The sequence below is a fragment of the Cereibacter ovatus genome, from assembly GCF_900207575.1.
In the GTDB taxonomy this organism is placed as follows: Bacteria; Pseudomonadota; Alphaproteobacteria; order Rhodobacterales; family Rhodobacteraceae; genus Cereibacter_A; species Cereibacter_A ovatus.
On sequence record NZ_OAOQ01000004.1, the window covers coordinates 186,203 to 210,877 of the forward strand.

Below are 24,675 nucleotides of genomic sequence, written 5' to 3' on the forward strand. Positions count from 1 at the left end.
CGGTCCCGCAACAGCACTCAACCGCCCAGATAGGCGCGCAGCGCAGCGGGCGGATCGGCGAAGAGATCCGCCGTGGGCCGAGGGGCGAGCGCCTCGCCATCAGCGACCAGCACGGTCCGCGCGGCAAAGGCCTTTGCATCCCCCGGATCGTGGGTAACCAGCAGGACCGTTGCCCGGCACTCGGTCGCAATCGATGCGACAAGCGCAAGCATCTCGGCCTTCAGCGCCGGGCCCAGCGCCGCGAACGGTTCGTCAAGCAGCAGGATCGGCCGCGCCTGCAACAGCACGCGCGCCAGTGCCGCCCTGCCCTGCTGCCCACCCGAAAGCCGGCCGGGCCGGGCCTCGGCCAGCCCCGCAAGCCCCACCCGGTCAAGGGCGGTCGCGATCTTCGCCTCGTCGTTGCGGGCCAGCCGAAGACGTGGCGACAGCCCAAGGCCAAGGTTCTGGCGCAGCGTCAGGTGCGGAAACAGGTTCTGATCCTGAAACAGGATGCTCATCGGCCGGCGCCCCGGACCCAGCGGGGCAAGATCCTCGCCACGCCACAGCACTCGGCCTTGCGTCGGGGCGATGAAGCCCGCCAGCGTCATCAGCAGCGTGGACTTGCCCCCGCCCGATGGCCCGATGACGGCGATACGCTCGCCCTCGTCGACCGTCCAGTCGGCGAACAGCTGAAAATCGTCCTGCCGGATCAGCAGCCGGTCAAGATGAAGCATGGCGGCCTCCGCGGTCGAACAGCCAGAACAGCGAAAAGCTGGCAAGCACCAGCACAAGTGCCGCGCCGGCGGCCTGCTCCATCCGGTAGGCGCCCATCAGACGCTGCACCAACAGCGGCAAAGTCGCCCCACCCTCGTCGGCAAACAGCGCGATCACGCCCAGATCCCCCATCGCCAGCGCCGCCGAGACCCCCAGAGAAAAGCCCAGCGGGCGGCGCAGACGGGGCAGGATCAGCCAGCGCAGACGGGCCAGGCCGCGCAGGTCCAGCGTCTCGGCCAGACGCCCGAAATCGGCCTGAAGCGCCCGGGCCTCGGGGGCAAGGATGCGATAGGCGAAGGGCAGCGACAGCGTGGCATTGACCAGCATCGTCACCGCCAGCGCCAGCCTTTCGGGGTTCACGAACGGATGCGCCACCAGAAACAGCCCCGTGCCCAGCACCAGCGACGACACCGCCAGCGGCAGCGTCGCCACCAGACCAAACCGCGGCGAGGCCAGCGCCAGCGTCATCGCCCCGCCGACCGACAGCACCGCCGAGGGCAGCGCCACCGCAAAAGAGCGGCCAAGCGCGGGCCAGACCTCGGCTGGAAGGTTGAAAAGCCCCGGAAGGCCGCGCGCCGCCACCATGCCAAGCGGCAGGATCAGGAACGCCGCCGCGGCCGCGATCGCCAGCCCGTCGGCCAGCCGCCGCCAGCCGCGCGGCGCAAGCGGCACCGGCGCCCGGTCAAGGCCGGCCCCGAAGCCCGACGGCAGCGCGAAGGCGCCCGCCGCCAGAACCGCCGCCGCGCACAGCCCCACCTGAACCGCCGCCAGCATCGCCGCGCGCCCAAGGTCGAACTGGAACCGCAACGCCTGATAGATCGCAAGTTCGACCGTTGTGGCGCGCGGGCCACCGCCAAGCGTCAGGGCCACGGCGAAACTGGACAGGCAGATCACGAAAACGACCGCCAGCGCGCCGGGCACCACCTCGCGCAGCATCGGCCGTTCCAGATGGCGCGCAACCTCGGACGGGCCAAAGCCAAGGGTTGCGGCAAGGCGGAACCGCTCGGCCGGGATGGCGAACCAGCCTTGCAGGATCAGCCGAACCGCCAGCGGCATGTTGAAGAACACATGCGCCAGCACCACCCCATGCAGCCCGTAGATCGGAACCGGCGGCAGGCCCAGCGCCTCGATCCCGCGATTGACAAGCCCCGCGCGGCCGAACACCGCCAAAAGGCCCAGCACCGCCACGATCACCGGCAACAGGAACGGCGCCCCCAGCAGCGCGATCAGCGCGCCCCGTCCGACAAAGCGCCGCCGCGCCAGCGCCCGCGCCACCGGAATCGCCAACGCGACCGAAACCCCGGCCGACAGCGCCGCCTGAAGCAGGGTGAAGCGCACCGCCGCCCAGTCAGCCGGGCCAAGGCCCGCCGCGCCGCCCGCCCGTGCCAACACCATGACCAGCGGCCCCAGTGTCAGCAGGCCAAGCGCCGCCGCGACCGTCAGCGCGAGAGCGCGGCCTGCCATTCGTCAATCGCCCCCTGCCGCAGGGATTCAGCCTGATCGGCGGGAAGCAAAAGCGAGGTTTCGGGCTGGATCAGCGTCTTGAAGCCTTCGGGCAGACCGGCCTGCGGCAGCTTTGCCGGATACATCCAGTTCGTGGTCGGGATGACCGCCTGCACCTCATCCCCAAGCAGGAAGGCAAGGAAGCGGTCGGCCAGATCCGGCTGATCGGAGGCGGCCAGTTTGCCCGCCACCTCGATCTGAAGATAGTGGCCCTCGGCGAAGGGGGCGGCGGCCTTGCCCGCGTCACCCTCGGCGATCAGGTGATAGGCCGGCGAGGTGGTATAGCTGAGCACCATGTCGGCCTCGCCTTCCAGAAACAGGCCATAGGCCTCGGACCAGCCGGGGGTCACGGTCACGATATTGTCGGCCAGGGCTTCCCAGATGGCGGGGGCGCGGTCGCCATGGGCAGCCTTGACCCACATCAGCAGACCCAGCCCCGGGGTCGAGGACCGCGGGTCCTGGATCACGATCTTCTTGTCGGAAGCCGCAAGACCCGCAAGGGATCCAGGCACTTCGGTCATGTCGGTGCGATGGACGAAGGCGAACCAGCCCCAGTCGAACGGCAGAAACAGCGGGTCGGACCATGCCACCGGCAAGTCCAGATCGGCCGTCACGCCATGCGGGGCAAAGAGACCCGTCGCGGCCGCCGCCGCGGTCAGGTTGGTATCAAGGCCCAGCACCACATCGGCATCAGACCGGGCGCCTTCCAGCTTCATCCGCGCCAGCAGCGCCGCGCCATCGCCCGCGCCGATCAGGCGCAGGTCGCAGCCGCAGACCGACTCGAACGCCTTTTCGACGGCAGGGCCGGGGCCCCATTCGGACGCAAAACTGTCATAGGTCAGCACGGTCAACACGGGGGGTTCCGCCGCCACGGCCGAGGCCGTCAGCATGAAACCCACAGCAAGCATCGGAACTTTCATCGCATCCTCTCTCTCACAACGGGCGGATCGGGGATGGGCGTTTTCGGCACCTTTCCTCCGCCGGTTCTAACCGGGTCAGGTTCAACGGGTTCGCGTCGCCGCGTCTCAGCCCTTTCGGGCACCCCGAGGTAGCGCCGAACATAGCGGCCCCGGGCGCCCGCGCAACAGAAAGCCGGCGGGGCGGGCGCAATTTCCGGTTCCCCGACGCGCGCTTCTGCCCTATGCCTCGGCCGATCGGGACAGCCCAGCACCGGACATCGCCATGAGCTTCAACACCTTCGGCCACATCTTCCGCGTCACCACCTGGGGCGAAAGCCACGGCCCCGCGTTGGGTGCCACGGTGGACGGCTGCCCGCCCGGCGTGACGATCGAGCCCGCGGCCATCCAGCACTGGCTGGACCGCCGCAAACCCGGGCAAAGCCGCTTCACCACCCAGCGGCAGGAACCCGACGCGGTGAAGATCCTGTCGGGGGTGTTCGATGGCGTCTCGACCGGGACGCCGATCCAGTTGATGATCGAAAACACCGACCAGCGGTCGAAGGACTACGGCGACATCGCGAAAAGCTTTCGCCCCGGTCATGCCGACATCACCTACCACTGGAAATACGGGCTGCGGGATTACCGCGGCGGCGGGCGGTCCTCGGCGCGGGAAACCGCGGCGCGGGTGGCGGCGGGCGGGGTCGCGCGGGCAGTGCTGGCGGATCTGGTGCCGGGGCTGCGGATCAGCGGCTATATGGTGCAGGTCGGCCCCCATGCCATCGACCGCGGCCGGTTCGATGACGCCGAGATCGAGCGCAACCCCTTCTGGTGTCCCGACCCGCAGGCGGCGGCGCTGTGGGCAGAATATCTGGACGGGCTGCGCAAGGCGCATGACTCGGTCGGTGCGATCGTCGAGGTTCGGGCCTCGGGCGTGCCGGCGGGGCTGGGGGCGCCGATCTATGGCAAGCTGGACAGCGATCTGGCGGCGGCAATGATGACAATCAACGCCGTGAAGGGTGTGGAAATCGGCGAGGGCATGGCCGCAGCCTGCCTGACCGGCAGCGAAAATGCGGACGAGATCCGCATGGACGAGAATGGACGCCCCGAGTTCCTGTCGAACCACGCGGGCGGGATTCTGGGCGGAATCTCGACCGGGCAGGATGTGGTGGTGCGGTTTGCGGTAAAGCCCACATCGTCGATCCTGACTCCGCGCCGCTCGATCACGACCGAAGGGCAAGAGGTCGAGGTCATCACCAAGGGCCGCCACGATCCTTGCGTCGGCATCCGCGCCGTGCCGGTGGGCGAGGCGATGATGGCCTGCGTGCTGCTGGATCACCTGCTTCTGGACCGCGGCCAGACCGGCGGTCAGCGCGGCCGGATCGGCTGATCAGCGCGCGGGCATCTTCGAGACCTGCACCGCAAGGATGCCCGCCGCGATCACCACCACGCCGACCAGATCCCAGATCCCCATCCGCTCGCCCAGCAGCGCCGCCGCCACCGCGACCCCGAAGAACGGGTTCAGGAAGTGGAACGCCGCAGCCCGGACCGCCCCGATCCGAGAGACCAGCAGGAACCAGATCCAGGTCGCGAGCAAGCCCGGCACCAGCGTGGTATAGGCAAAGGCAAGGATCAGGCTTGCGCTCCAGTCGATGGCGGCCGGGGTCTCGAAGGCCAGCGCAAGGGGCGCCAGCACCGCCGCCCCCACCAGCATCTGAAGCCCCACGATCATCAAAAGGTTGCCGCCCGCCGAGGCCACCCGCACCGTCAGCGTCGCCACCGCCAGCGCCACCACGCCAATGGCGCACAGCACAAAGCCCACCAGATCCTCGCCGCCCGACAGCCGCGTGCCCATGATCAGCGCAACCCCCGCCACGCCGGCAACAAGGCCCAGCGCAGTCAGCGGCCGCAGCCGTTCGTGAAAGATCAGCCAGCCCGCCAGCGCCACCAGAAGCGGCATGGTCGAGGCGACGATGGCGGCGAAACTGGCGCTGACCCAGCGCATGGCGATGAAATTCACGCCCAGATACAACGCGTTCTGGCAGATCCCGAAGATCACCACCCCGCGCCACTGCGCCCGCGTCAGCCGCGCGCTTTGCCCCAGCGCGGCGCCGATCGCCAGCGCCAGCAGGCCCGAGATCAGAAACCGCAGCGACAACGCCGAGACCGGCGGTGCGGCGGCCACGATGATGCGGGCCGAAGCGAAGGCCGAGGACCACATGAAGGCGAAGGCCAGCCCCATGGCGATGCTGCGCAGGTCCATCAGCCCTCTCCCCCCGGTAAAAAAGGGCCGCCCGTGGGCGGCCCTGCACGGCGCGGACGTGATCCGCAATCAGGCGTTGACGCTGTCCTTCAGCGCCTTGGCGATGGTGAATTTCACCTGCTTGTCGGCGGGCTTCGTCACCTGCTCGCCGGTGGCGGGGTTGCGGACCTGACGCTCGGGCCGTTCACGGCAGACCACCTTGCCAAGCCCCGGCAACGCGACCGCCCCGCCGGCCGCGACTTCGCGGGCCACGATGGCGGCGATGGCATCAAGCGCGGCGCCCGCGGTCTTCTTGTCGGCGCCCATCTCGTCGGCAAGCGTCGCCACGAGTTGCGTCTTGGTCATCGGTTTCGACATGAGAGTCTCCTGGTCTTGCCCCGCTGGACACGGGGTCTGTTCCTGCCTCTAGGGGCGAATTCAAGGGCTACACCTTGTTTTGCAGCATAAATCAAGCCCTTTCGCCGGTTTTGCCCGCGTCAACACGCCTAGAGGAAGGCGGTTTCCTCGAAGCTGCGCAGCTTGCGGCTGTGGATGCGCTCGATCGGAGTTTCTCGCAGCATTTCCATCGCACGGATGCCGATCCGAAGGTGGCGGGCAACCTGCGTGCGGTAGAAATCGCTGGCCATGCCGGGCAATTTCAACTCTCCATGCAAGGGCTTGTCCGACACGCAGAGCAGCGTGCCATAGGGCACCCGGAAGCGAAACCCGTTCGCGGCGATGGTCGCACTTTCCATGTCCAGCGCGATGGCGCGGCTTTGCGACAGGCGATGGACCGGGCCGGACTGGTCGCGCAGTTCCCAGTTGCGGTTGTCGATGGTGGCGACGGTGCCGGTCCGCATGATCCGCTTCAACTCGTAGCCTTCAAGTTGGGTGACCTCTTCCACCGCATCTTCCAGCGCGATCTGGATCTCGGCCAGCGCGGGGATCGGCACCCAGACCGGCAGATCGTCATCCAGAACATGATCCTCGCGCAGATAGGCATGGGCCAGCACGAAATCGCCCAGACTTTGCGACTGACGCAGACCGGCGCAATGGCCGACCATCAGCCACGCATGCGGGCGCAGCACCGCGATATGGTCGGTGGCGGTCTTGGCGTTCGACGGCCCGACGCCGATGTTCACCAGCGTGATGCCCTGCCCGTCGGGCCGTTTCAGGTGATAGGTCGGCATCTGCGGCAGCCGCGGCAGCGGCGCAAGCGGCGCGGCAGGGTCGGTGATTTCCTGATCGCCCGGCCCGACGAAGGCGGAATAGCCCTGCGCCGGATCGGCCAGTGCCGCGCGGGCGATGGCCTCGAACTCGTCAACATAGAACTGATAGTTGGTGAACAGGACGTGGTTCTGGAAATGCCGCGGGTCGGTCGCGGTATAATGCGTCAGTCGGGCCAGCGAATAATCCACGCGCTGCGCGGTGAAGGGCGCCAGCGGCGTGGTTCCGTCGGGATGGCGCAGGCGCGTGCCGTTCACGATATCGTCGTTGGTGGTGGACAGGTCCGGCACGTCGAACACGTCGCGCAGCGGGAATGTCAGCACCCCTTCCTGCGGAACCGAAACCTCGGGGTTGCCAGCCACCGCGAAATGCACCGGGATCGGCGTCTGCGACACCCCGATATCCACCGGCACGCCGTGGTTGCGGATCAGAAGGCCGATCTGCTGGATCAAATAGTTGCGGAACAGATCGGGCCTTGTCACCGTGGTCGAGTAGCTGCCCGGCTGCGAGACATGGCCGAATGACAGCCGGCTGTCGGCACGGGTAAAGCTGGTCGTGGTCAGCCGGATCTGCGGATAGCAGGCCCGAACCCGCCCGGTGGGCCGGCCCGTGGTTGCCGCGGCGCTGAAATGGCTGGCCAGAAAGCGCGTCGCACCGGCATAAAGCTCTTCCAGCCGGCGAACGGCGGCCTCGGGGTCGGTGAAACTTTCATGGTCGGGCAGGTCGGGGCAAAGGAACGGCGGGGCGGGGTCTGTCACGCGACGGTCTCTCTTTCGCTCTTTTGTCAGGATGTGCATGGGGCGCGCGGCGGATCAAGCCCTGCCCCTTGCGGCGGACCGAAAGGCTGCCGATACTTGCGCCATGAAAACGCTGCTTTCCCTTGGCCATGGCTATTGCGCCCGCGCGCTGGCGCGGCGACTGATCCCGCAGGGCTGGCGGGTGATCGGAACCACCCGCAGCCCCGACAAGGCCACAGAGTTGGCCGCCGAAGGGGTCGAACCGCTGATCTGGCCCGCCGATATCGGCCCGGCGCTGGCGCAGGCGACGCATGTGCTGGCCTCGGCCGCGCCGGGGCCGGGGGGCGATCCGTTCCTTGCCGTTCACACTTCGCGAATGGCAAAGGCCCGGCCGGAATGGGTGGGCTATCTGTCCACCACCGGGGTTTATGGCGACCATGGCGGCGGCTGGGTCGATGAGGACACGCCGCTGACCCCCTCGACCGAGCGCGGCCGCGCCCGTGTTGCCGCCGAAGCCGAATGGCAGGCGCTGGGTCTGCCGCTGCACATCTTCCGGCTGGCGGGGATCTACGGCCCCGGTCGCGGCCCGTTCGAAAAGGTGCGCGACGGCACCGCGCGGCGGATCGTCAAGCCGGGGCAGGTGTTCAGCCGCACCCATGTCGACGATATCGCGCAGGTGCTGGAAGCCTCGATGCGGCATCCCGATCCGGGTGCGATCTATAATGTCTGCGACGACGACCCTGCCCCGCCCGAGGATGTTCTGGGCTATGCCGCCGAACTTCTCGGCCTGCCGCCCCCGCCCGAAGTGCCCTATGACGCGGCGCAGATGACGCCGATGGCGCGCAGTTTCTATGCCGAGTCAAAGCGGGTGCGCAACGACCGCATCAAGGACCGCCTTGGCATAAGGCTGATCCATCCCGACTATCGCGCCGGATTGCGGGCGCTGCTGGCGGCCGAAGGCTGACGGGCCGGGGCAAGCCGCGCGTCCTGCGGCGGGATGCCGAAGGGTCGCGCCGGCAATCCTTGGTGGATCGGGCGATTCGGCCTATATTCGCCTTGTCTGAAAACTGAAGGAGGACAGACATGAGCCGTCACCTTGCAGACAAGCGCACCCCATCCGACGGCGGACGGGTGAAGAATTTCATGCGGTTGGCCCGCAATCCCCGCGAAATGTGGCACCGTGACGAGACGCCGCCCGCCACCAACCGCCGGCTGGTGGAATTCCTGCGGATCGCCCGCGGCCGTCAGGCATAGGCACAGGCCAGCGATCGGGGCGCGCCGCCGGCGCGCCCCTTGCCATGTCAGGCGCGGACCAGCTTTTCGTAATCGGTCGCGATTTCGCGGGTCAGGGCGCCCACTTCGAACGTGTAGTCACCGATCTGGCCCACCGGCGTCACCTCGGCCGCGGTGCCTGTCAGCCAGCACTGCTCAAACCCTTCCAGTTCGGCCGCCTCGATATAGCGTTCGTGGACGGTGATGCCCTTGTCACGCAGCATCCCGATCACGGTCTGGCGGGTGATCCCGTTCAGGATCGCATCCGGCAACGGGGTGTGAACCTCGCCGTTCTTCACGAAGAAGATGTTGGCGCCGGTCGCCTCGGCCACATAGCCGCGATAATCGAACATCATCGCATCCGAGCAGCCCTTGGCCTCGGCCGCGTGCTTGGACATGGTGCAGATCATGTAAAGCCCCGACGCCTTCGCCGCGCTGGGAATGGTCTCGGGCGAGGGCCGCTTCCACTTCGAGATGTCAAGTTTCGCGCCCTTGAACTTGGCGTCGCCGTAATAGTTGCCCCACGACCAGACCGCCACCGCCATGCGGATCGGGTTGCGCGACGAGGCCACGCCCATATCCTCGCCGGCGCCGCGCCATGCCAGCGCGCGGACATAGGCATCGGTCAGGCCGTTGGCCTCCAGTGTCGCGGTCTTCGCCGCCTCGATCTCTGCGACCGTGTAGGGTAGCGGCATGTCCAGCAGCTCGGCCGATTTCCGCAGACGCTCGGAATGTTCCACCGATTTGAAAATCTTGCCAGTGTAGCACCGCTCGCCCTCGAACACCGACGAGGCATAGTGCAGCGCATGGGTCAGGATATGCACCTTGGCATCCCGCCATTCGACCAGCTTGCCATCCATCCAGATCTTGCCGTCGCGGTCGTCGTATCCAGCCATTTTCACTCTCCTGCGCACCTGGCTTTGCGAAAATTGCGCAAGATAGGTCCGATACGGGCATAAAGTTGCGCAAATGACGGGCCGTCGGTAACAGTTGAGTCTTGGAAAGTCAACAAGGCTGACATAAAATCCACCGGGGAAAAGGAGACGGACATGGCCGAGGGGGGACCGGGACCGGGCGGCGGCGAGGCGCTGCTGTTCCTGACCGACGAACAGTTGCGCAAGGGGATCGAGGCGATGTTCTTCGCCTATCGCGGCTTTACCGCCGACCCCGACCGGATTCTGGAAGATCTGGATTACGGCCGCGCCCATCACCGCGCGGTGCATTTCATCCACCGCAGTCCGGGCACCACCGTGAACAACCTGCTGTCGATCCTGGGCGTGACCAAGCAAAGCCTGAACCGCGTGCTGCGCACCCTGATCGAGGACGGTCTGGTGGAAAGTCGCGTCGGCCGCGTGGACAAGCGCGAACGCCATCTTTACCTGACCCCGCGCGGGACCGAACTGGAACGGATGCTGTCGGATGCCCAGCGCGCCCGGATGCGCGCCGCCTATCGCGCGGCGGGGCCTGCGGCGGTGCAGGGCTTCCGGCAGGTGCTTGAGGCGATGATGGACCCCGAACTGCGCCGCCAGTATCAGACCCTGAAAGAGGGCGGCGCATGACCGAGCCTTTGGCCCATCTGCTGATCGTCGACGACGACGAACGCATCCGGGGGCTGTTGCAGAAGTTTCTGGTGCGCAACGGCTTTCTGGTGTCTTCGGCCCGTGATGCGGCACAGGCCCGCCGCCTGCTGGCGGGGCTGGAATTCGACCTGATCGTGCTGGATGTGATGATGCCGGGCGAAGACGGCATTTCGCTGACCCGCGCCCTGCGCGAGGATCTGGCGACGCCGATCCTGCTGCTGACCGCGCGGGCCGAAACCGCCCACCGCATCGAGGGGCTGGAAGCCGGCGCCGACGACTATCTTGCCAAGCCGTTCGAGCCGAAGGAACTTCTGCTGCGGATCAACGCGATCCTGCGCCGCGTGCCCTCGGCCCGGCCCGAACTGGGTCCAAAGGTGCTGCATCTGGGCGATGTGCGCTATGATCTGGAACGCGGCGAGTTGTGGCGCGGCACCGATCCGGTGCGCCTGACCGCGACCGAGGCCGCGCTGATGCGGATCTTCGCCGCCCAACCCGGCGAGGCGGTCAGCCGCGAAAAGCTGGTGGGCGATCTGGGCCGCGACGACAGCCAAAGTCAGGAACGCGCGGTGGATGTGCAGATCACCCGCCTGCGCCGCAAGATCGAGGTCGATCCGCGGCAGCCGCGCTATCTTCAGACGGTGCGCGGCTCGGGCTACATGCTGGCGCCGGACTGACGGGCCGCAGCCAAGGGAGGAACGGATGACAGTTGCCTGGTTCTCGCACCCCGCCTCTGACGGGCACATCACCCCCGACGGCCACCCCGAGCGCGTGGCGCGGATGCAGGCGGTGGCGCAGGCGCTGGCCCCGCTGCCGCTGATCCGGCACGAGGCGCCGCTGGCCGCCAAGGCCGACCTGCTGCGCTGTCACCCCCAACGCTATCTGGACCGGCTTCGGGCGGCCGAGCCCGCCGAAGGCATCGTGGGGCTTGATCCCGACACCTGGATGTCGCCTGGAACGCTTCAGGCCGCGATGCGCGCGGCGGGCGGCACCTGTGCCGCGGTCGATCTGGTGCTGTCGGGCGGCGCGAGGTCGGCCTTTGTCGGCTGCCGCCCGCCCGGCCACCACGCCGAGCGCGAAAAGCCGATGGGGTTCTGCCTGTTCGGCAGCGTGGCGATCGCGGCGAAACGGGCGCTGGATCACCACGGCCTGTCCCGCGTCGCGGTGGTGGATTTCGACGTGCATCACGGCAACGGCACGCAGGATCTGCTGTGGGACGAAAGCCGGGCGCTGTTCGTCTCAAGCCACCAGATGCCGCTTTATCCCGGCACCGGGGCGGCCGACGAACGGGGCGCCCATGGCCAGATCCTGAATGTCCCGCTGCACCCCGGATCGGATGGCGCCGCCATGCGCGCCGCCTATGAGGCGCAGGTGTTCCCCCGGATTGACGCTTTCGCGCCCGAACTGATCCTGATCTCGGCCGGGTTCGACGCCCATGCCGACGACCCCTTGGCCGGGTTGACCTGGCAGGCCGAGGATTTCGGCTGGCTGACGGGCCGGCTTTGCGATCTGGCTGCGGCGCATTGCGGCGGGCGGGTGGTCTCGACACTGGAAGGTGGATATGATCTGCCTGCCCTCGCCGCGAGTGTCGCGGCACATGTGGGCGTCCTTCAGGAGCGGAGCGCATGACGGAAAAGCCGGTGGCGGACATGACCTTCGAAGAGGCGATGGCGGCGCTGGAAGCCGTTGTCACCGCATTGGAAAAAGGCGACGTGCCGCTGGACGCATCCATTGCGCTTTACGAACGCGGCTCGGCGCTGAAGGCGCATTGCGCGCAGAAGCTGAAGGATGCCGAAGACAAGGTCGAAATGATCCGCGCCGCCGAAGGGCGCGCGACAGGAACGGTTCCGGCGGAGGGATTGTGAGCTTTTCCAATGCGTTGACAGAATCTGCCGCCCTTGTGCAGGCGCGGCTGGATGCGGCCCTTGCGGACCGCGGGGATCTGCCGGTGGTGCAGGCCATGCGCTATGCGGTGCAGGGCGGCAAGCGGCTGCGCGGCTTTCTGGTGCTGGAATCGGCCCGGCTGCACGGGATCGCGCCCGAAGGCGCCATCAGCGCCGCGGCGGCAATCGAGGCGCTTCACGCCTATTCCCTTGTCCATGACGACATGCCCTGCATGGATGACGACGACCTGCGCCGCGGCCTGCCCACGGTTCACCGCAAATGGGACGAATGCACCGCCGTTCTGGCCGGTGACGCGCTTCAGACGCTGGCGTTCGAGCTGGTGGCCGATCCGGCGCTTGGCTCGGCCGAGGTTCGGATCGAGCTGGTGGCAAGCCTTGCCAAAGCTTCGGGCGCCGAGGGGATGGTGCTGGGTCAGGCGCTGGACATCGCCGCCGAAACCGCGGCCGAACCGCTGACTCTGGATCAGATCACGCATCTTCAGGCGGGCAAGACCGGGGCGCTGATCCGCTGGTCTGCCGAAGCCGGCGCCATTCTGGGGCAGGCCGACCGCGCGCCGCTGCGCCGATACGCCACGGCGCTGGGGCTTGCGTTCCAGATCGCGGACGACATTCTCGATGTCGAGGGCGATGCGGAAAAGGCGGGCAAGCGGCTTCAGAAGGATGCCGAGGCCGGCAAGGCCACATTCGTCTCGCTTCTCGGGCTTGACGGCGCCAAGGCACGCGCCCGGGCCCTTGTCGACGAGGCCGAGGCCGCGCTTGCGCCCTACGGCACGGATGCAGGAACATTGATCGAGGCCGCACGCTTCGTCATCTCGCGTGAAAGCTGAAGGAAGACCATGACCGACAGACCCCGCACGCCGACGCTCGACCGGGTAACACTTCCGGTCGATCTCAAGGGCCTTACCGACCGGGAGTTGCACAACCTTGCCGACGAGTTGCGCGCCGAGACGGTCTCGGCCGTGTCGGTGACGGGCGGGCACCTTGGCGCCGGCCTTGGCGTGGTGGAACTGACGGTGGCGCTGCACGCGGTCTTTGACGCGCCGCGCGACAAGATCATCTGGGACGTGGGCCACCAGTGCTATCCGCACAAGATCCTGACCGGGCGGCGCGACCGCATCCGCACACTGCGGACGGGTGGCGGTCTGTCGGGCTTCACCAAACGGTCGGAAAGCCCCTATGACTGCTTCGGCGCGGGCCATTCGTCCACCTCGATCTCGGCGGCGGTGGGCTTTGCCGCAGCGCGCGAACTGGGCGGCGATCCGGGCGATGCCATCGCGATCATCGGCGACGGCTCGATGTCGGCCGGCATGGCGTTCGAGGCGCTGAACCACGGCGGCCACCTGAAAAAGCGCGTCATCGTCATCCTGAACGACAATGAAATGAGCATCGCGCCCCCCGTCGGCGCGCTGTCGTCGTATCTGTCGCGGCTTTACGCCGGCGCGCCGTTCCAGGATTTCAAGGCCGCCGCCAAGGGCGCGCTGGGTCTTTTGCCGGAACCCTTCCAGGAAGGCGCCCGCCGCGCGAAAGAGATGCTGAAAAGCGTCACCGTCGGCGGCACCCTGTTTGAAGAACTGGGCTTTTCCTATGTCGGCCCGATCGACGGCCACGATCTGGACCAGCTTTTGCCGGTGCTGCGCACGGTGAAACAGCGGGCAAGCGGCCCGGTGCTGATCCATGTCATCACCAAGAAGGGCAAAGGCTATGCCCCGGCCGAGGCCGCCCGCGACCGCGGCCATGCGACGAACAAGTTCGACGTGCTGACCGGCGCGCAGGTCAAGGCCGTGTCGAACGCGCCGTCCTACACCAAGGTCTTCGCGCAAAGCCTGATCAAGGAAGCCGAAACCGACGAACGCATCTGCGCCGTCACCGCGGCGATGCCGGACGGCACCGGGTTGAACCTTTTTGCCGAACGGTTCCCGAAGCGGTGCTTTGACGTGGGCATTGCCGAACAGCATGCCGTGACCTTCTCGGCCGGTCTGGCCGCCGGGGGGCTGCGGCCGTTCTGCGCGATCTATTCGACCTTCCTGCAACGCGGCTATGACCAGATCGTGCATGACGTGGCGATCCAGCGCCTGCCAGTGCGCTTTGCCATCGACCGCGCGGGTCTGGTGGGTGCCGATGGCGCGACGCACGCCGGCGCCTTCGACACCGCGTTCCTTGCCAACCTGCCCGGCATGGTGGTGATGGCCGCCGCGGACGAGGCCGAACTGTTCCACATGGTCGCCACCGCCGCCGCGCATGACGAAGGCCCGATCGCCTTCCGCTATCCCCGCGGTGACGGTATCGGGCTGGACATGCCCGCGCGCGGCGTGCCGCTGGAAATCGGCCGCGGCCGCATCATGCGCGAGGGCAGCCGCGTGGCGCTGCTGTCTTTCGGCACGCGGCTTCAGGAAGTGCAGCAGGCCGCCGAGGCGCTGGCCCAGCGCGGGATCTCGCCCACCGTGGCCGACGCGCGCTTTGCCAAGCCGCTTGACCGCGACCTGATCCTGCAACTGGCCGCCCATCACGAGGCGCTGATCACGATCGAAGAGGGCGCCATCGGCGGCTTCGGCAGCCATGTCGCCCAGCTTCTGGCCGAGGAAGGCGTGTTCGACCGCGGCATCCGTTACCGTTCGATGGTGCTGCCCGATATCTTCATCGACCAGAACAGCGCCGAGGCGATGTATGCCGTCGCCGGCCTGAACGCCGCCGACATCGAGCGCAAGGTTCTGGAAACGCTGGGTGTGGCCATGGTGACCAAGCGCGCCTGACCCCCTTTGCCCCTGCATCAAGGCCGGCCGATCCCCTCGGCCGGCCTTTTGCTTTGCACCCGCCTGTCGGACGGGATGGACCAGGCCCGCCGCAACTCCCGGCAAAATCATGGCAGAATGGTGTTTTTATCCATTCCGAGCAAGCCACTCTCGTAAGAGATCCGGTTACATTCCAAAGTTCTGCCACGGATTGGTCGGTTTTACCGCATAGCTCTGGCACGACTTAAGCATGATGGGGCGAGTCGATGGAACTGGCGCGAAAACTGGCAACCGCTGGCGTGACACTTGCCCTGGCGCTGGGTGCGGGGCGCTACATGGAGGGCTACGCCCAGCGCGCCGACGCCCCCGCGGAACGGCCCGAGCGGATCGAAGCCACCGCCGCGACGGCAATCGCTGCGCCCGCGCTGCGCATCCAGACGCCCCCGCTTGACCAGCCTACCCGCCTGACCCTGCCCGTCGAGGCGCCGGTTCCGGCACCGCTGAACGCACAAGCCGCCTGCACCGTAACCCTCGATCTTGCGACAGAGCCCGCGGCGGTGCTTGCCGTCAGCCTTCACGCCGCCTGCCACGCCGGCGAGCGGGTGGTCCTTCGCCACGCGGGCCTTGCCGTCACCGGGCGCGTGTCGGATTCCGGGCATCTTCTGGCCCATCTTCCGGCACTTGACGCGGGGGGTTCGGTGTCCGTCCGGTTCGGCGATGGCACCACGGTCGCGGCAGCCCGGCCGGTTCCCGAAATCGCAACCCTGCGGCGGTTTGGCGTGCAATGGATCGGCGAGGATGCCTTTCAGGTCCATGCCCTGTCGAACGGCGCCCGCCATGGCGACCCGGGGCATGTCTCGGCGGTCGATCCGCGGCGGACGGGCGATGCGGCGGGCTTTCTGTCGCTTCTGGGCGATGCCGGGGTGGCGCAGCCGATGCTGGCCGAGGTCTATACCTATCCTGCCGATGGTGCGCCGGTCGCGGTCCAACTGGAAGCCGCGGTGACGGATCGCACCTGCGGCCACGAATTGCTGGCCGAAACGCTGACAAGCGTCGGCGGCCGCCCGCATGTGGCGGAACTGACGCTTGCCATGCCGGGTTGCGACGCGGTGGGCGACTATATCGTGTTGAAGAATCTGCCACGCACGCTAACCATGGCGGCCTCAGGATAGGGGCGGCGGGAACGGCATGGGGTCGAATTGGTGGCGCGCGGCGGTTGTCGCCGCAGGTCTGTCTTTTGGCCCCGCAGCCGCGCAGGACATCACGCTGACCTCGCGCAGCGGGGCGATCACGCTGGATGGCACGCTGCTGGGCTTTGACGGCGAATTCTACCGGATCGCCACGAAATACGGCCCGATGACCGTCGATTCCGCAGGCGTCACCTGCCAGGGCCCCGCCTGCCCCGAACTGACCGCGCCGTTGGCCCAGATTCGCATCCTTGGCGCGACCGAGGCCGGCAACGATCTGCTGCCGCGCGTGCTGCACGCCTTCGCCAAGGTGCGCGGCTTTGCCGTGACCACCGAACCGCGCGAAAGCGGCTTCGCCGCCGAGGTGCGCGACGCCAAGGGCCGCCCGGTGGCCCACGTCAGCTTTACCCCGGCCACCCCGGCGACGGCGGCGGCGGCGCTGGCGGATGGTTCGGCGGAACTGGTCGTCTCGGCCCATGCCGATCCCGGCATGACGACGCGGCTGCTGGCACATGACGCGCTGGTGCCGATCGTCGCCCCCGACAACCCGCTGCCGCGCATCGCCACGCGCGATCTGGCCCGCGCGCTGTCGGGCGAGATTGCGAACTGGGCCGAACTGGGCGGGCCGGACATGCCGCTGGTGCTGCATGCGCTGGCGCGCGACATCAGCCTGCAAGCCGCGCTCGAGGCGCGTCTGGGCCGCCCGATCGCCGCGGCCGTCACCCATCCCGACCTTGCCAGCCTTGCCGCCGCAGTGGCGCGCGACCCCTATGCGCTGGCGATCACCGGCCAGACCGCCGGGGGCGCGGCGCGCATCCTGCCCCTGACCGACAGCTGCGGCTTTCCGCTGGCGCCCACCGCCTTTGCGGTCAAGGCCGAGGATTATCCGCTGGCGCTGCCGGTGTTTCTGGTCACGCCGCAGCGCCGGCTTCCACTGGTGGCGCGCGAGTTTCTGGAGTTTCTGCCCGCCGCCGCCGCGCAGCAGGCCGTTGCCTCCGCGGGGTTCGTCGACCGTTTGCCGGGGCGCGTGGCGCTGGCATCCGACGGCCAGCGCCTGATGAACGCCATCCGCGGCGCCGGCCCCGAGGTTCCGCTGGCCGAATTGCAGCGGCTGACCGCGGCGATGGCGGGCGCCGACCGGCTGTCGCTGACCTTCCGGTTTCAGGATGGCACCGACGAGCTGGAACCGCAAAGCCGCGACAATCTGATGGAGCTGGCCAAGCTGATCGAAATCGGCCGGTTCCGCGGCCAGCAACTGATGCTGGTAGGCTTTTCCGACGGGCGTGGACCGGCCAGTGAAAATCTGGCGCTGTCGCAAAGCCGCGCGGCGAAGGTGGCGGCCGCCTTGCGCGAAGCGGTGCCCGATCAACCGGCCCCGTTGATCGCGGGCTTTGGCGAGGCGCTGCCGCTCGCCTGCGACACCACCATGGCCGGACAGCGGATGAACCGCCGGGTCGAACTTTGGCTGCGCCCCGTCACAGATAGCCTTGCGCCCTGAAGCTGAGTTCGCGCCCCTTGCCGATCACCAGATGGTCGTGCAGCGTAATCCCAAGCGTCGCCGCCGCCTCTTGCACCAGTGCGGTCATGGTCATGTCGGCCTCGGACGGGGTGGGATCGCCCGAGGGGTGATTATGAACCAGAATCAACGCCGAAGCGTTCAACTCCAGCGCCCGTTTCACCACCTCTCGCGGGTAGACGGGAACATGATCCACGGTGCCGCGGGCCTGTTCCTCATCCGCAATCAGCACGTTCTTGCGGTCAAGGAACAGGATGCGGAACTGTTCCGTCTCTCGGTGCGCCATCGCGGTGTGGCAGTAATCCAGCAGCGCCGCCCAGGACGACAGCACCGGCTGGTGCATCACCCGCGCCCGCGCCATGCGCTGCGCCACCGCCTCAAGGATCTTCAGATCCTGCACCACCGCCTCGCCCACGCCCTCGACCTCGATCAGCCGGGCGGGCGCGGCCGTCACCACTCGGTTCAGGTCGCCGAAACGGTCGATCAGCCGGCGGGCCAGCGGTTTGACATCCTGCCGCGGGATGGTGCGGAACAGCAGCAGTTCCAACAGTTCGTAATCCGGCATGGCGGCCGCGCCGCCGTCGCTGAACCGGGTGCGCAGGCGTTTGCGATGGTCGGCGATATAGGACGGCAGACGGCCCGCCACCGGCACGGGCATGGCCTCATCCTCGTCGCCGGGGAAAAGCGGAAGCGCAGCTTCGTGAAAGGCATGAGTCGGGCACATCCCGCAAGACTGCCCGGCGCATGGTTGATGTCTGGTTAACAAAACGGCCGCACCAGAGGCGCGGCCGTAAACCGGGCCGGCACCATCCAGACGGCGCGGCCGGAAATCGCATGGAAACCAGGCGTCAGCCGGTCATGCCGTCCCAGAACCCCTTGACCTTCGAGAAGAAACTTTTGCCCTCGGGGTTGTTGTCCTCGGAGAGTTTCTCGAACTCGCGCAGAAGTTCCTTCTGGCGGGTGGTTAGGTTTACCGGGGTCTCGACCGCCAGTTCGATCAGCATGTCGCCAACACCGCCGCCCCGCAGCGCCGGCATCCCCTTGCTGCGCAGCCGCATCTGCTTGCCGGTCTGGCTGCCAGCCGGGATCTTCACCCGGCTTGACCCACCGTCGATGGTCGGCACTTCGACCTCGCCGCCCAGCGCCGCCGCGGTGATCGAGACAGGCACCCGGCAGAACAGATGCATCCCGTCGCGCTGGAAGATCGCGTGCTCGCGCACCTCGATGAAGATGTAAAGGTCGCCCGCCGGCCCACCGCGCATCCCGGCCTCGCCCTCGCCGGCAAGACGGATACGGGTGCCGGTTTCCACCCCCGCGGGAATGTTGACCGACAGCGAGCGTTCCTTTTCGACCCGGCCGGCGCCGTGGCAGGATTTGCACGGGTTCTTTACGATCTGGCCGGCGCCGTTGCAGGTCGGGCAAGTGCGCTCGACCGTGAAAAATCCTTGCTGCGCGCGGACCTTGCCCATGCCCGAACAGGTCGGGCAGGTCACGGGTTCCGCCCCGCCCTCGGCGCCGGTGCCCTTGCAGGCATCGCAGGCGATCGAGGCCGGCACGTTGATGGTTTTCTGGACCCCCTTGAAGGCTTCTTCCAGCGTCACCCGCAGGTTGTAGCGCAGGTCCGACCCACGCTGCGCCCGCGCGCGGCCACCGCCCCCGCGGCCCCCCATGAAATCGCCGAACAGGTCCTCGAACACGTCGGAAAAGGCCGAGGCGAAATCGGCCTGCTGGCCATAGCCATGCCGCGCGCCACCGCCGCCACCGCCCATGCCGCCTTCGAAGGCTGCGTGACCGTAACGGTCATAGGCCGCCTTCTTGTCGGCATCGCGCAGGACGTCATAGGCCTCGTTCACTTCCTTGAACTGGGCCTCGGCCTGAGGATTGTCCGCGTTCCGGTCGGGGTGCAGTTCCTTGGCCTTCGTGCGGTAAGCCTTTTTCAACTCGTCCGCCGAGGCGCCGCGGGACACGCCCAGAACCTCATAGTAATCGCGTTTTGCCATTGGCACATCCCCTTGGGCAACGTGAGTGGGGCGGCCCTTTCGAGACCGCCCCCACCCCGTTCCGCTGCGGCCTTACTTCCGCTTGTTTTCGCCGAGATCCTCGAAGTCGGCATCGACGATATCATCATCGACCGACCGCGGACCGTCCTCGTCCGGCGCGGCGCCGGCTTCGGACTGGCTGGCCTTGTAGATCGCCTCGCCCAGCCGCATCGCGGCTTCGGTCAGGTTCTGGATGCCGCCCTTGATCTTGCCGGCATCCTCGGACTTGAGGCTTTCTTCCAGCGCGCCCATCGCAAGCTCGATCGCCTCGACCGTCGAAGGATCGACCTTGTCGCCATGCTCTTCGATGGATTTTTTCGTCGAATGCAGCAGGCTTTCGGCCTGGTTCTTGGTTTCCACCAGCTCGCGGCGCTTCTTGTCGGCTTCGGCGTTGGCTTCGGCGTCCCTCACCATCTTTTCGATATCGTCGTCGGACAGACCGCCCGACGCCTGAATGGTGATGTTCTGCGACTTGCCGGTGCCCTTGTCCTTGGCGCTGACCGACACGATGCCGTTGGCGTCGATGTCGAACGTCACCTCGATCTGCGGCATGCCGCGCGGGGCCGGCGGGATGTCTTCAAGGTTGAACTGGCCGAGCATCTTGTTGTCGGCCGCCATTTCGCGCTCGCCCTGGAACACCCGGATCGTCACCGCGTTCTGGTTGTCTTCGGCGGTCGAGAACACCTGGCTTTTCTTGGTCGGGATCGTGGTGTTGCGGTCGATCAGCCGGGTGAACACGCCGCCCAGCGTCTCGATCCCCAGCGAAAGCGGGGTCACGTCCAGCAGAACCACGTCCTTCACGTCGCCTTGCAGAACGCCGGCCTGAATGGCGGCGCCCAGCGCCACGACCTCATCGGGGTTCACGCCCTTGTGGGGTTCCTTGCCGAAGAACTTGGTCACTTCCTCGACCACTTTCGGCATCCGGGTCATGCCGCCGACCAGAACCACCTCGTCGATGTCGGCCTTGGAGACACCGGCATCCTTCAGCGCGGCTTCGCAGGGTTTCATCGACTTCTTGATCAGGTCGCCGACCAGGCTTTCCAGCTTGGCGCGGGTCAGCTTCATCACCATGTGCAGCGGCTGGCCGGTGTTGCGGTCCATGCTGATGAAGGGCTGGTTGATTTCGGTCTGCTGGCTGGACGACAGTTCGATCTTGGCCTTTTCCGCCGCTTCCTTCAGCCGCTGAAGCGCCATCTTGTCGAGCGTCAGGTCGACGCCATGCTCTTTCTTGAACTCGTCGGCCAGGTAGTTGACGATCCGCATGTCGAAGTCTTCGCCGCCAAGGAACGTGTCCCCGTTGGTCGATTTCACCTCGAACAGGCCGTCGTCGATTTCCAGAATGGTGATGTCGAAGGTGCCGCCGCCAAGGTCATAGACCGCGATGGTGCGGGTTTCCTTCTTGTCCAGACCATAGGCCAGCGCGGCGGCGGTCGGCTCGTTGATGATGCGCAGCACTTCAAGGCCGGCAATCTTGCCGGCGTCCTTGGTGGCCTGACGCTGGGCGTCGTTGAAATACGCGGGCACGGTGATGACGGCCTGCGTGACCGTCTCGCCCAGATAGGCTTCGGCGGTTTCCTTCATCTTTTGCAGGATGAAGGCGGAAATCTGGCTGGGCGAGTATTTCTCGCCGCGGACCTCAACCCAGGCATCGCCGTTGCCGCCGTTCACGATCGAATAGGGGACAAGCTTCTTGTCCTTCTCGACCTCGGCATCGCCGACGCGGCGGCCGATCAGACGTTTGACAGCGAAAACGGTGTTCGACGGGTTGGTGACCGCCTGACGTTTGGCCGGCTGGCCCACGAGGCGTTCGTTGTCGGTGAAACCGACGATCGAGGGCGTCGTGCGCGCCCCTTCCGAGTTCTCGATCACGCGGGGCTGCGCGCCATCCATGATGGCAACGCACGAGTTCGTCGTCCCGAGGTCGATCCCGATGACTTTGGCCATGTATGCACCTCTCTTGCGGCGATGATGTGGGGGGCAGGCCCGACTTTCGGCGTCCGATCCCCGATCCCGATTTCAGGCCGTCCGGGGTGGCGCCCCTTCCGGCTACCGGGCGTATATAGGAGGGGGTTTTGGGGCCTGCAAGCGTCACGCAAGCGTGAAAATCGTGTCAAATTCGAAGCTGGGTCGCCGGGCGCCGAACCTAGCGCGAAAGGTCGTCCATGACCCGCACCAGTTCGGCGCTGATGCCCGGCTCGGACAGTGCATGACCCGACAGCGGAACCAGCCGCAATTCGGCCTTGTCCCAGCCGTCGGCCAGCCGCCAGGCCGAAACCGGCGGGCAGATCATGTCATAGCGACCCTGCACGATCACGGCCGGGATATGTTCGATCCGGTGGCGGTTCGACAGGATCCAGCCGTCGCTTTCCAGAAAACCGCCATGGCAGAAATAATGGTTTTCCAGCCGCGCGAAGGCCCGGGCATATTCCGACGGGCTTTCCCCCACCGGCCCGTCCTGTGTGACCGAGGCAAGCGCGTTTTCCCAGTTCGCCCAGGCACGGCCGAAGCGGCTTTCCTCCATCAGGTTGCCCGAGAACAGCCGCCGGTGATAGGCCGAGATCAGGTCGGCCCGTTCGACCTGCGGCACCGGGGCCACGAACTTCGCCCAGAGATCGGGAAAGAACGCCGCCGCGCCGCCGCCATAGAACCAGTCAAGTTCCGACTGCATCATCAGGAACACGCCGCGCAGCACCAGATGCGTCACGCGATCCGGGTGGCTGATGGCATAGATCAGCGCCAGCGTCGCCCCCCAGCTGCCGCCGAAACAGGCCCAGCGGTCGATGCCCAGCTTGTGCCGGATCGCCTCGATATCCGCCACCAGATGCCATGTCGTGTTCGCCTCGACCGAGGCATGGGGCCGCGACCGGCCGCAACCGCGCTGATCGAACAGCACCACACGATAGCGTTCGGGGTCGAAATAGCGCCGCATCGACGGGCTGCACCCGCCGCCCGGCCCGCCATGCAGCACCAGAACCGGCTGGCCGTCGGGGTTGCCGCATTGCTCGACATAGATGCGGTGGCCGTCGCCCATGTCGATCACCCGCTGATCGAACGGGTCGATCGACGGGTAAAGGTATTCGACTGCGCGCTTTTGGCCTGACCTTTGATCCATGACGTCCTATATAACCCCGCCAGCCCGATCCGCTACCAGGAATACCGCAAGGAGTTTGCCATGGAGACCACCACCACGATCGACCCGGCCGAAGTCGCCAAGTTCGAGGCCATGGCCGCGGAATGGTGGAACCCCCACGGCAAATTCAAGCCCCTGCACGAGATGAACCCCTGCCGGCTGGATTACATCACCCAGCAGATTGCGGCCGAGTTCGGTCGCGATCTGTCGCAGCCCCGGCCCTTCGCCGGCCTGCGGCTTCTGGATATCGGCTGCGGTGGGGGGTTGCTGTCGGAACCGATGGCGCGACTCGGGGCGGATGTGGTCGGCGCGGATGCAGCGCCCCGCAACATTCCGGTGGCACGGCTTCACGCCGAACAATCGGGCCTGACCATCGACTACCGCAACACCACCGCCGAGGCGCTGGCCGCCGCGGGCGAGCGGTTCGACGTGGTGCTGAACATGGAAGTGGTGGAACATGTGGCCGATCCGCTGGCCTATCTGACCGCCTGCCACGATCTGCTGAAGCCGGGCGGGCTGATGGTCTGCTCGACCCTGAACCGCAATCCGAAAAGCTTCGCCATGGCCATCGTCGGCGCCGAATGGATCATGCGCTGGCTGCCCAAGGGCACCCATGACTGGGCGAAGTTCATCACCCCGGAAGAACTTTACGACCTGATCCGCAAGGCCGGCCTTGATCCGGTGGACCGCAAGGGCATGGTGTTCAACCCGATCAGCTGGAGCTGGAGCCTGTCGGCCCGCGACCTGTCGGTGAACTACGTCACCGCCAGCCTGCGCCGCATCTGACCGCGTCCCTGCGTCACCCGGCCGGGGGACGCCGGGGCCTGCGGGCCTATTCGGCTTCGGACGAGCGCGCCCACAGGTTGATGTCTTCCTCGGCGGAAATCCGGTCGATCTCGGCCAGTTCCTCGGGGGTGAAGTCCAGGTTGCCAATGGCGCCGCAGCAATCCACCACCTGTTCCGGGCGCGAGGCGCCGATCAGGGCCGTGGTGATCGCGCCGTCGCGCAGCACCCAGGCGATCGCCATCTGCGCCAGCGTCTGTCCGCGCCGGGCCGCCAATGCGTCCAGCGCCCGAACCGATTGCAGCGCGCGGGGGGTGATCGTCGCCGGGTCAAGGCTTTTGCCCTGCGCGGCGCGGCTGCCTTCGGGCACACCGGCAAGATACTTTCGCGTCAGGATGCCCTGCGCCAGCGGCGTGAACGCGATCGAGCCGATGCCAAGCTGGGCCAGGGTCTCTTTCAGCCCGTCATGCTCGACCCAGCGGTTCAGGATGTTGTAGCTGGGCTGATGGATCAGGCAGGGCGTGCCCAGATCCTTCAGGATCGCCGCCGCCTCGCGCGTGCGGCGGGAATTATAGCTGGAGATCCCGACATAAAGCGCGCGGCCAGAACGCACGATCTGATCCAGTGCCTGCATGGTTTCTTCCAGCGGCGTTTCGGGATCGAAGCGGTGCGAATAGAAGATGTCGACGTAATCCAGCCCCATCCGCTTCAGCGACTGATCGCACGAGGCCAGCAGGTATTTGCGGCTGCCCCACTCGCCATAGGGCCCGGACCACATCGGATAGCCCGCCTTCGACGAAATGATCAGCTCATCCCGATAGCCCTTGAAATCGGTTCTCAGAATCTCGCCGAACGCTTGTTCGGCGCTGCCGGGTGGCGGGCCGTAGTTGTTCGCCAGATCGAAATGGGTGATGCCGTGGTCAAAGGCGGTGCGGCAGATCGCGCGCTTGGTGGCATGCGGCGTATCATGGCCGAAATTGTGCCAAAGCCCCAAAGAGATCGCCGGCAGTTGCAATCCCGACCGGCCGCAGCGGCGATAGATCATGCGCTGATAGCGGTCGGCGGCGGGGTGATAGGTCGTCATGGCATGGTCCCTCAAGACGGTCCGTGGCGGGGGTGCAGGGCGTCAGGCACCCGGGCCGGCAAGCGAGGCCCGGGAAAGGATGTGCGTCCGGGTGTT

24 protein-coding genes and 1 riboswitch are annotated in these 24,675 nt (G+C 66.9%); of the genes, 12 read left to right on the plus strand and 12 right to left on the minus strand.

Annotated elements, in window-relative coordinates; translation table 11 throughout:
• Positions 1–17: 17 nt before the first annotated feature.
• From CRO07_RS07140 to thiB, 3 genes are read right to left on the minus strand one after another with little or no spacing between them, the layout of a single operon-like run.
• A complete protein-coding gene (locus CRO07_RS07140) occupies positions 18–713 on the minus strand; it encodes a thiamine ABC transporter ATP-binding protein (RefSeq protein ID WP_097030000.1) in 696 nt (231 codons plus the stop codon).
• The gene (locus CRO07_RS07145) at positions 700–2,217 is read right to left on the minus strand and encodes a thiamine/thiamine pyrophosphate ABC transporter permease ThiP (RefSeq protein WP_097030001.1); all 1,518 of its coding nucleotides are present in this window, start codon (positions 2,215–2,217) and stop codon (positions 700–702) included. Before CRO07_RS07145 ends, CRO07_RS07140 begins: the two co-directional genes overlap by 14 nt.
• Positions 2,193–3,176, minus strand: a complete 984-nt coding sequence (thiB, locus tag CRO07_RS07150; RefSeq protein WP_097030002.1) for a thiamine ABC transporter substrate binding subunit — start codon at positions 3,174–3,176, stop codon at positions 2,193–2,195. The genes CRO07_RS07145 and thiB overlap by 25 nt, the downstream gene beginning before the upstream one ends.
• Before the next feature lie 35 nt (positions 3,177–3,211).
• Positions 3,212–3,312, minus strand: a riboswitch (TPP riboswitch).
• 126 nt (positions 3,313–3,438) lie between these two features.
• On the opposite strand from thiB, the gene aroC reads away from it, so the two are divergent.
• The gene (gene aroC / locus CRO07_RS07155) at positions 3,439–4,542 is read left to right on the plus strand and encodes a chorismate synthase (protein WP_097030003.1); all 1,104 of its coding nucleotides are present in this window, start codon (positions 3,439–3,441) and stop codon (positions 4,540–4,542) included.
• Here the strand turns inward: aroC and CRO07_RS07160 are convergent, their stop codons facing one another.
• The 3 genes from CRO07_RS07160 to CRO07_RS07170 all read right to left on the minus strand — a co-directional run bounded on the left by CRO07_RS07160 (position 4,543) and on the right by CRO07_RS07170 (position 7,379).
• Positions 4,543–5,415, minus strand: a complete 873-nt coding sequence (locus CRO07_RS07160) for a DMT family transporter (protein WP_097030004.1) — start codon at positions 5,413–5,415, stop codon at positions 4,543–4,545.
• Between the two features lie 69 nt (positions 5,416–5,484).
• The gene (locus tag CRO07_RS07165) at positions 5,485–5,772 is read right to left on the minus strand and encodes an HU family DNA-binding protein (protein ID WP_097030005.1); all 288 of its coding nucleotides are present in this window, start codon (positions 5,770–5,772) and stop codon (positions 5,485–5,487) included.
• A 128-nt stretch (positions 5,773–5,900) separates the two neighbouring features.
• Positions 5,901–7,379: an AMP nucleosidase gene (locus CRO07_RS07170; RefSeq protein WP_097030006.1), complete on the minus strand. Its 1,479-nt coding sequence runs from the start codon at positions 7,377–7,379 to the stop codon at positions 5,901–5,903.
• Between the two features lie 103 nt (positions 7,380–7,482).
• On the opposite strand from CRO07_RS07170, the gene CRO07_RS07175 reads away from it, so the two are divergent.
• Together CRO07_RS07175 and CRO07_RS07180 are read left to right on the plus strand one after the other, a co-directional pair.
• The gene (locus CRO07_RS07175; RefSeq protein ID WP_097030093.1) at positions 7,483–8,322 is read left to right on the plus strand and encodes an SDR family oxidoreductase; all 840 of its coding nucleotides are present in this window, start codon (positions 7,483–7,485) and stop codon (positions 8,320–8,322) included.
• A 119-nt stretch (positions 8,323–8,441) separates the two neighbouring features.
• Positions 8,442–8,612 carry a hypothetical protein gene (locus CRO07_RS07180; protein ID WP_097030007.1) on the plus strand — a complete coding sequence of 57 codons (171 nt, stop codon included), beginning with the start codon at positions 8,442–8,444 and terminating at the stop codon, positions 8,610–8,612.
• Between the two features lie 47 nt (positions 8,613–8,659).
• Here CRO07_RS07180 and CRO07_RS07185 read toward each other — a convergent pair whose 3' ends face one another.
• On the minus strand, positions 8,660–9,526 hold the full coding sequence (locus tag CRO07_RS07185) for a branched-chain amino acid aminotransferase (RefSeq protein ID WP_097030008.1): 867 nt from the start codon (positions 9,524–9,526) through the stop codon (positions 8,660–8,662).
• A 153-nt stretch (positions 9,527–9,679) separates the two neighbouring features.
• Here CRO07_RS07185 and CRO07_RS07190 point away from each other — a divergent pair, with 153 nt between their 5' ends.
• From CRO07_RS07190 to CRO07_RS07225, 8 genes are all read left to right on the plus strand, one after another.
• Positions 9,680–10,189: a MarR family winged helix-turn-helix transcriptional regulator gene (locus tag CRO07_RS07190; RefSeq protein ID WP_097030009.1), complete on the plus strand. Its 510-nt coding sequence runs from the start codon at positions 9,680–9,682 to the stop codon at positions 10,187–10,189.
• A complete protein-coding gene (locus tag CRO07_RS07195; RefSeq protein WP_097030010.1) occupies positions 10,186–10,884 on the plus strand; it encodes a response regulator in 699 nt (232 codons plus the stop codon). Before CRO07_RS07190 ends, CRO07_RS07195 begins: the two co-directional genes overlap by 4 nt.
• 25 nt (positions 10,885–10,909) lie before the next feature.
• The gene (locus tag CRO07_RS07200) at positions 10,910–11,836 is read left to right on the plus strand and encodes a histone deacetylase family protein (protein ID WP_097030011.1); all 927 of its coding nucleotides are present in this window, start codon (positions 10,910–10,912) and stop codon (positions 11,834–11,836) included.
• Entirely contained in the window at positions 11,833–12,072 is a 240-nt protein-coding gene (locus CRO07_RS07205; protein WP_097030012.1) for an exodeoxyribonuclease VII small subunit, read from the plus strand. The genes CRO07_RS07200 and CRO07_RS07205 overlap by 4 nt, the downstream gene beginning before the upstream one ends.
• Positions 12,069–12,938 (plus strand): polyprenyl synthetase family protein, encoded by an 870-nt coding sequence (locus CRO07_RS07210; RefSeq protein WP_097030013.1) that lies wholly within the window; start codon positions 12,069–12,071, stop codon positions 12,936–12,938. The genes CRO07_RS07205 and CRO07_RS07210 overlap by 4 nt, the downstream gene beginning before the upstream one ends.
• A 9-nt stretch (positions 12,939–12,947) precedes the next feature.
• Positions 12,948–14,861, plus strand: coding sequence for a 1-deoxy-D-xylulose-5-phosphate synthase (gene dxs, locus CRO07_RS07215; protein ID WP_097030014.1), 1,914 nt, complete (start codon positions 12,948–12,950; stop codon positions 14,859–14,861).
• A 278-nt stretch (positions 14,862–15,139) separates the two neighbouring features.
• A complete protein-coding gene (locus CRO07_RS07220; RefSeq protein WP_204839986.1) occupies positions 15,140–16,012 on the plus strand; it encodes a hypothetical protein in 873 nt (290 codons plus the stop codon).
• A 16-nt stretch (positions 16,013–16,028) separates the two neighbouring features.
• Positions 16,029–17,525: a phosphate ABC transporter substrate-binding/OmpA family protein gene (locus CRO07_RS07225; protein WP_097030016.1), complete on the plus strand. Its 1,497-nt coding sequence runs from the start codon at positions 16,029–16,031 to the stop codon at positions 17,523–17,525.
• Here the strand turns inward: CRO07_RS07225 and radC are convergent.
• The 4 genes from radC to pip all read right to left on the minus strand — a co-directional run bounded on the left by radC (position 17,503) and on the right by pip (position 22,694).
• Positions 17,503–18,267 (minus strand): RadC family protein, encoded by a 765-nt coding sequence (gene radC / locus CRO07_RS07230; RefSeq protein WP_097030017.1) that lies wholly within the window; start codon positions 18,265–18,267, stop codon positions 17,503–17,505. The genes CRO07_RS07225 and radC overlap by 23 nt on opposite strands.
• 124 nt (positions 18,268–18,391) lie before the next feature.
• Positions 18,392–19,543: a molecular chaperone DnaJ gene (gene dnaJ, locus CRO07_RS07235; protein ID WP_097030018.1), complete on the minus strand. Its 1,152-nt coding sequence runs from the start codon at positions 19,541–19,543 to the stop codon at positions 18,392–18,394.
• A 72-nt stretch (positions 19,544–19,615) separates the two neighbouring features.
• On the minus strand, positions 19,616–21,526 hold the full coding sequence (gene dnaK, locus CRO07_RS07240; protein ID WP_097030019.1) for a molecular chaperone DnaK: 1,911 nt from the start codon (positions 21,524–21,526) through the stop codon (positions 19,616–19,618).
• 199 nt (positions 21,527–21,725) lie between these two features.
• Positions 21,726–22,694 carry a prolyl aminopeptidase gene (pip, locus tag CRO07_RS07245; protein ID WP_097030020.1) on the minus strand — a complete coding sequence of 323 codons (969 nt, stop codon included), beginning with the start codon at positions 22,692–22,694 and terminating at the stop codon, positions 21,726–21,728.
• Between the two features lie 60 nt (positions 22,695–22,754).
• Here pip and ubiG point away from each other — a divergent pair, with 60 nt between their 5' ends.
• Positions 22,755–23,498 carry a bifunctional 2-polyprenyl-6-hydroxyphenol methylase/3-demethylubiquinol 3-O-methyltransferase UbiG gene (gene ubiG / locus CRO07_RS07250; protein ID WP_097030021.1) on the plus strand — a complete coding sequence of 248 codons (744 nt, stop codon included), beginning with the start codon at positions 22,755–22,757 and terminating at the stop codon, positions 23,496–23,498.
• A gap of 46 nt (positions 23,499–23,544) precedes the next feature.
• Here the strand turns inward: ubiG and mgrA are convergent, their stop codons facing one another.
• On the minus strand, positions 23,545–24,579 hold the full coding sequence (gene mgrA / locus CRO07_RS07255) for an L-glyceraldehyde 3-phosphate reductase (protein ID WP_097030022.1): 1,035 nt from the start codon (positions 24,577–24,579) through the stop codon (positions 23,545–23,547).
• Between the last annotated feature and the right edge of the window lie 96 nt (positions 24,580–24,675).

Excerpts from the sequence above, each read along its gene's own strand:
- CRO07_RS07190 (WP_097030009.1), top strand. The coding sequence starts at position 9,680 with ATGGCCGAGGGGGGACCGGGACCGGGCGGCGGCGAGGCGCTGCTGTTC.
- radC (WP_097030017.1), bottom strand. The coding sequence starts at position 18,267 with ATGTGCCCGACTCATGCCTTTCACGAAGCTGCGCTTCCGCTTTTCCCC.
- dnaJ (WP_097030018.1), bottom strand. The coding sequence starts at position 19,543 with ATGGCAAAACGCGATTACTATGAGGTTCTGGGCGTGTCCCGCGGCGCC.
- thiB (WP_097030002.1), bottom strand. The coding sequence starts at position 3,176 with ATGAAAGTTCCGATGCTTGCTGTGGGTTTCATGCTGACGGCCTCGGCC.
- CRO07_RS07180 (WP_097030007.1), top strand. The coding sequence starts at position 8,442 with ATGAGCCGTCACCTTGCAGACAAGCGCACCCCATCCGACGGCGGACGG.
- CRO07_RS07185 (WP_097030008.1), bottom strand. The coding sequence starts at position 9,526 with ATGGCTGGATACGACGACCGCGACGGCAAGATCTGGATGGATGGCAAG.
- ubiG (WP_097030021.1), top strand. The coding sequence starts at position 22,755 with ATGGAGACCACCACCACGATCGACCCGGCCGAAGTCGCCAAGTTCGAG.
- pip (WP_097030020.1), bottom strand. The coding sequence starts at position 22,694 with ATGGATCAAAGGTCAGGCCAAAAGCGCGCAGTCGAATACCTTTACCCG.
- aroC (WP_097030003.1), top strand. The coding sequence starts at position 3,439 with ATGAGCTTCAACACCTTCGGCCACATCTTCCGCGTCACCACCTGGGGC.
- CRO07_RS07160 (WP_097030004.1), bottom strand. The coding sequence starts at position 5,415 with ATGGACCTGCGCAGCATCGCCATGGGGCTGGCCTTCGCCTTCATGTGG.
- CRO07_RS07225 (WP_097030016.1), top strand. The coding sequence starts at position 16,029 with ATGGGGTCGAATTGGTGGCGCGCGGCGGTTGTCGCCGCAGGTCTGTCT.
- dnaK (WP_097030019.1), bottom strand. The coding sequence starts at position 21,526 with ATGGCCAAAGTCATCGGGATCGACCTCGGGACGACGAACTCGTGCGTT.
- CRO07_RS07140 (WP_097030000.1), bottom strand. The coding sequence starts at position 713 with ATGCTTCATCTTGACCGGCTGCTGATCCGGCAGGACGATTTTCAGCTG.
- mgrA (WP_097030022.1), bottom strand. The coding sequence starts at position 24,579 with ATGACGACCTATCACCCCGCCGCCGACCGCTATCAGCGCATGATCTAT.
- CRO07_RS07145 (WP_097030001.1), bottom strand. The coding sequence starts at position 2,217 with ATGGCAGGCCGCGCTCTCGCGCTGACGGTCGCGGCGGCGCTTGGCCTG.
- CRO07_RS07165 (WP_097030005.1), bottom strand. The coding sequence starts at position 5,772 with ATGTCGAAACCGATGACCAAGACGCAACTCGTGGCGACGCTTGCCGAC.
- CRO07_RS07195 (WP_097030010.1), top strand. The coding sequence starts at position 10,186 with ATGACCGAGCCTTTGGCCCATCTGCTGATCGTCGACGACGACGAACGC.
- dxs (WP_097030014.1), top strand. The coding sequence starts at position 12,948 with ATGACCGACAGACCCCGCACGCCGACGCTCGACCGGGTAACACTTCCG.
- CRO07_RS07200 (WP_097030011.1), top strand. The coding sequence starts at position 10,910 with ATGACAGTTGCCTGGTTCTCGCACCCCGCCTCTGACGGGCACATCACC.
- CRO07_RS07175 (WP_097030093.1), top strand. The coding sequence starts at position 7,483 with ATGAAAACGCTGCTTTCCCTTGGCCATGGCTATTGCGCCCGCGCGCTG.
- CRO07_RS07205 (WP_097030012.1), top strand. The coding sequence starts at position 11,833 with ATGACGGAAAAGCCGGTGGCGGACATGACCTTCGAAGAGGCGATGGCG.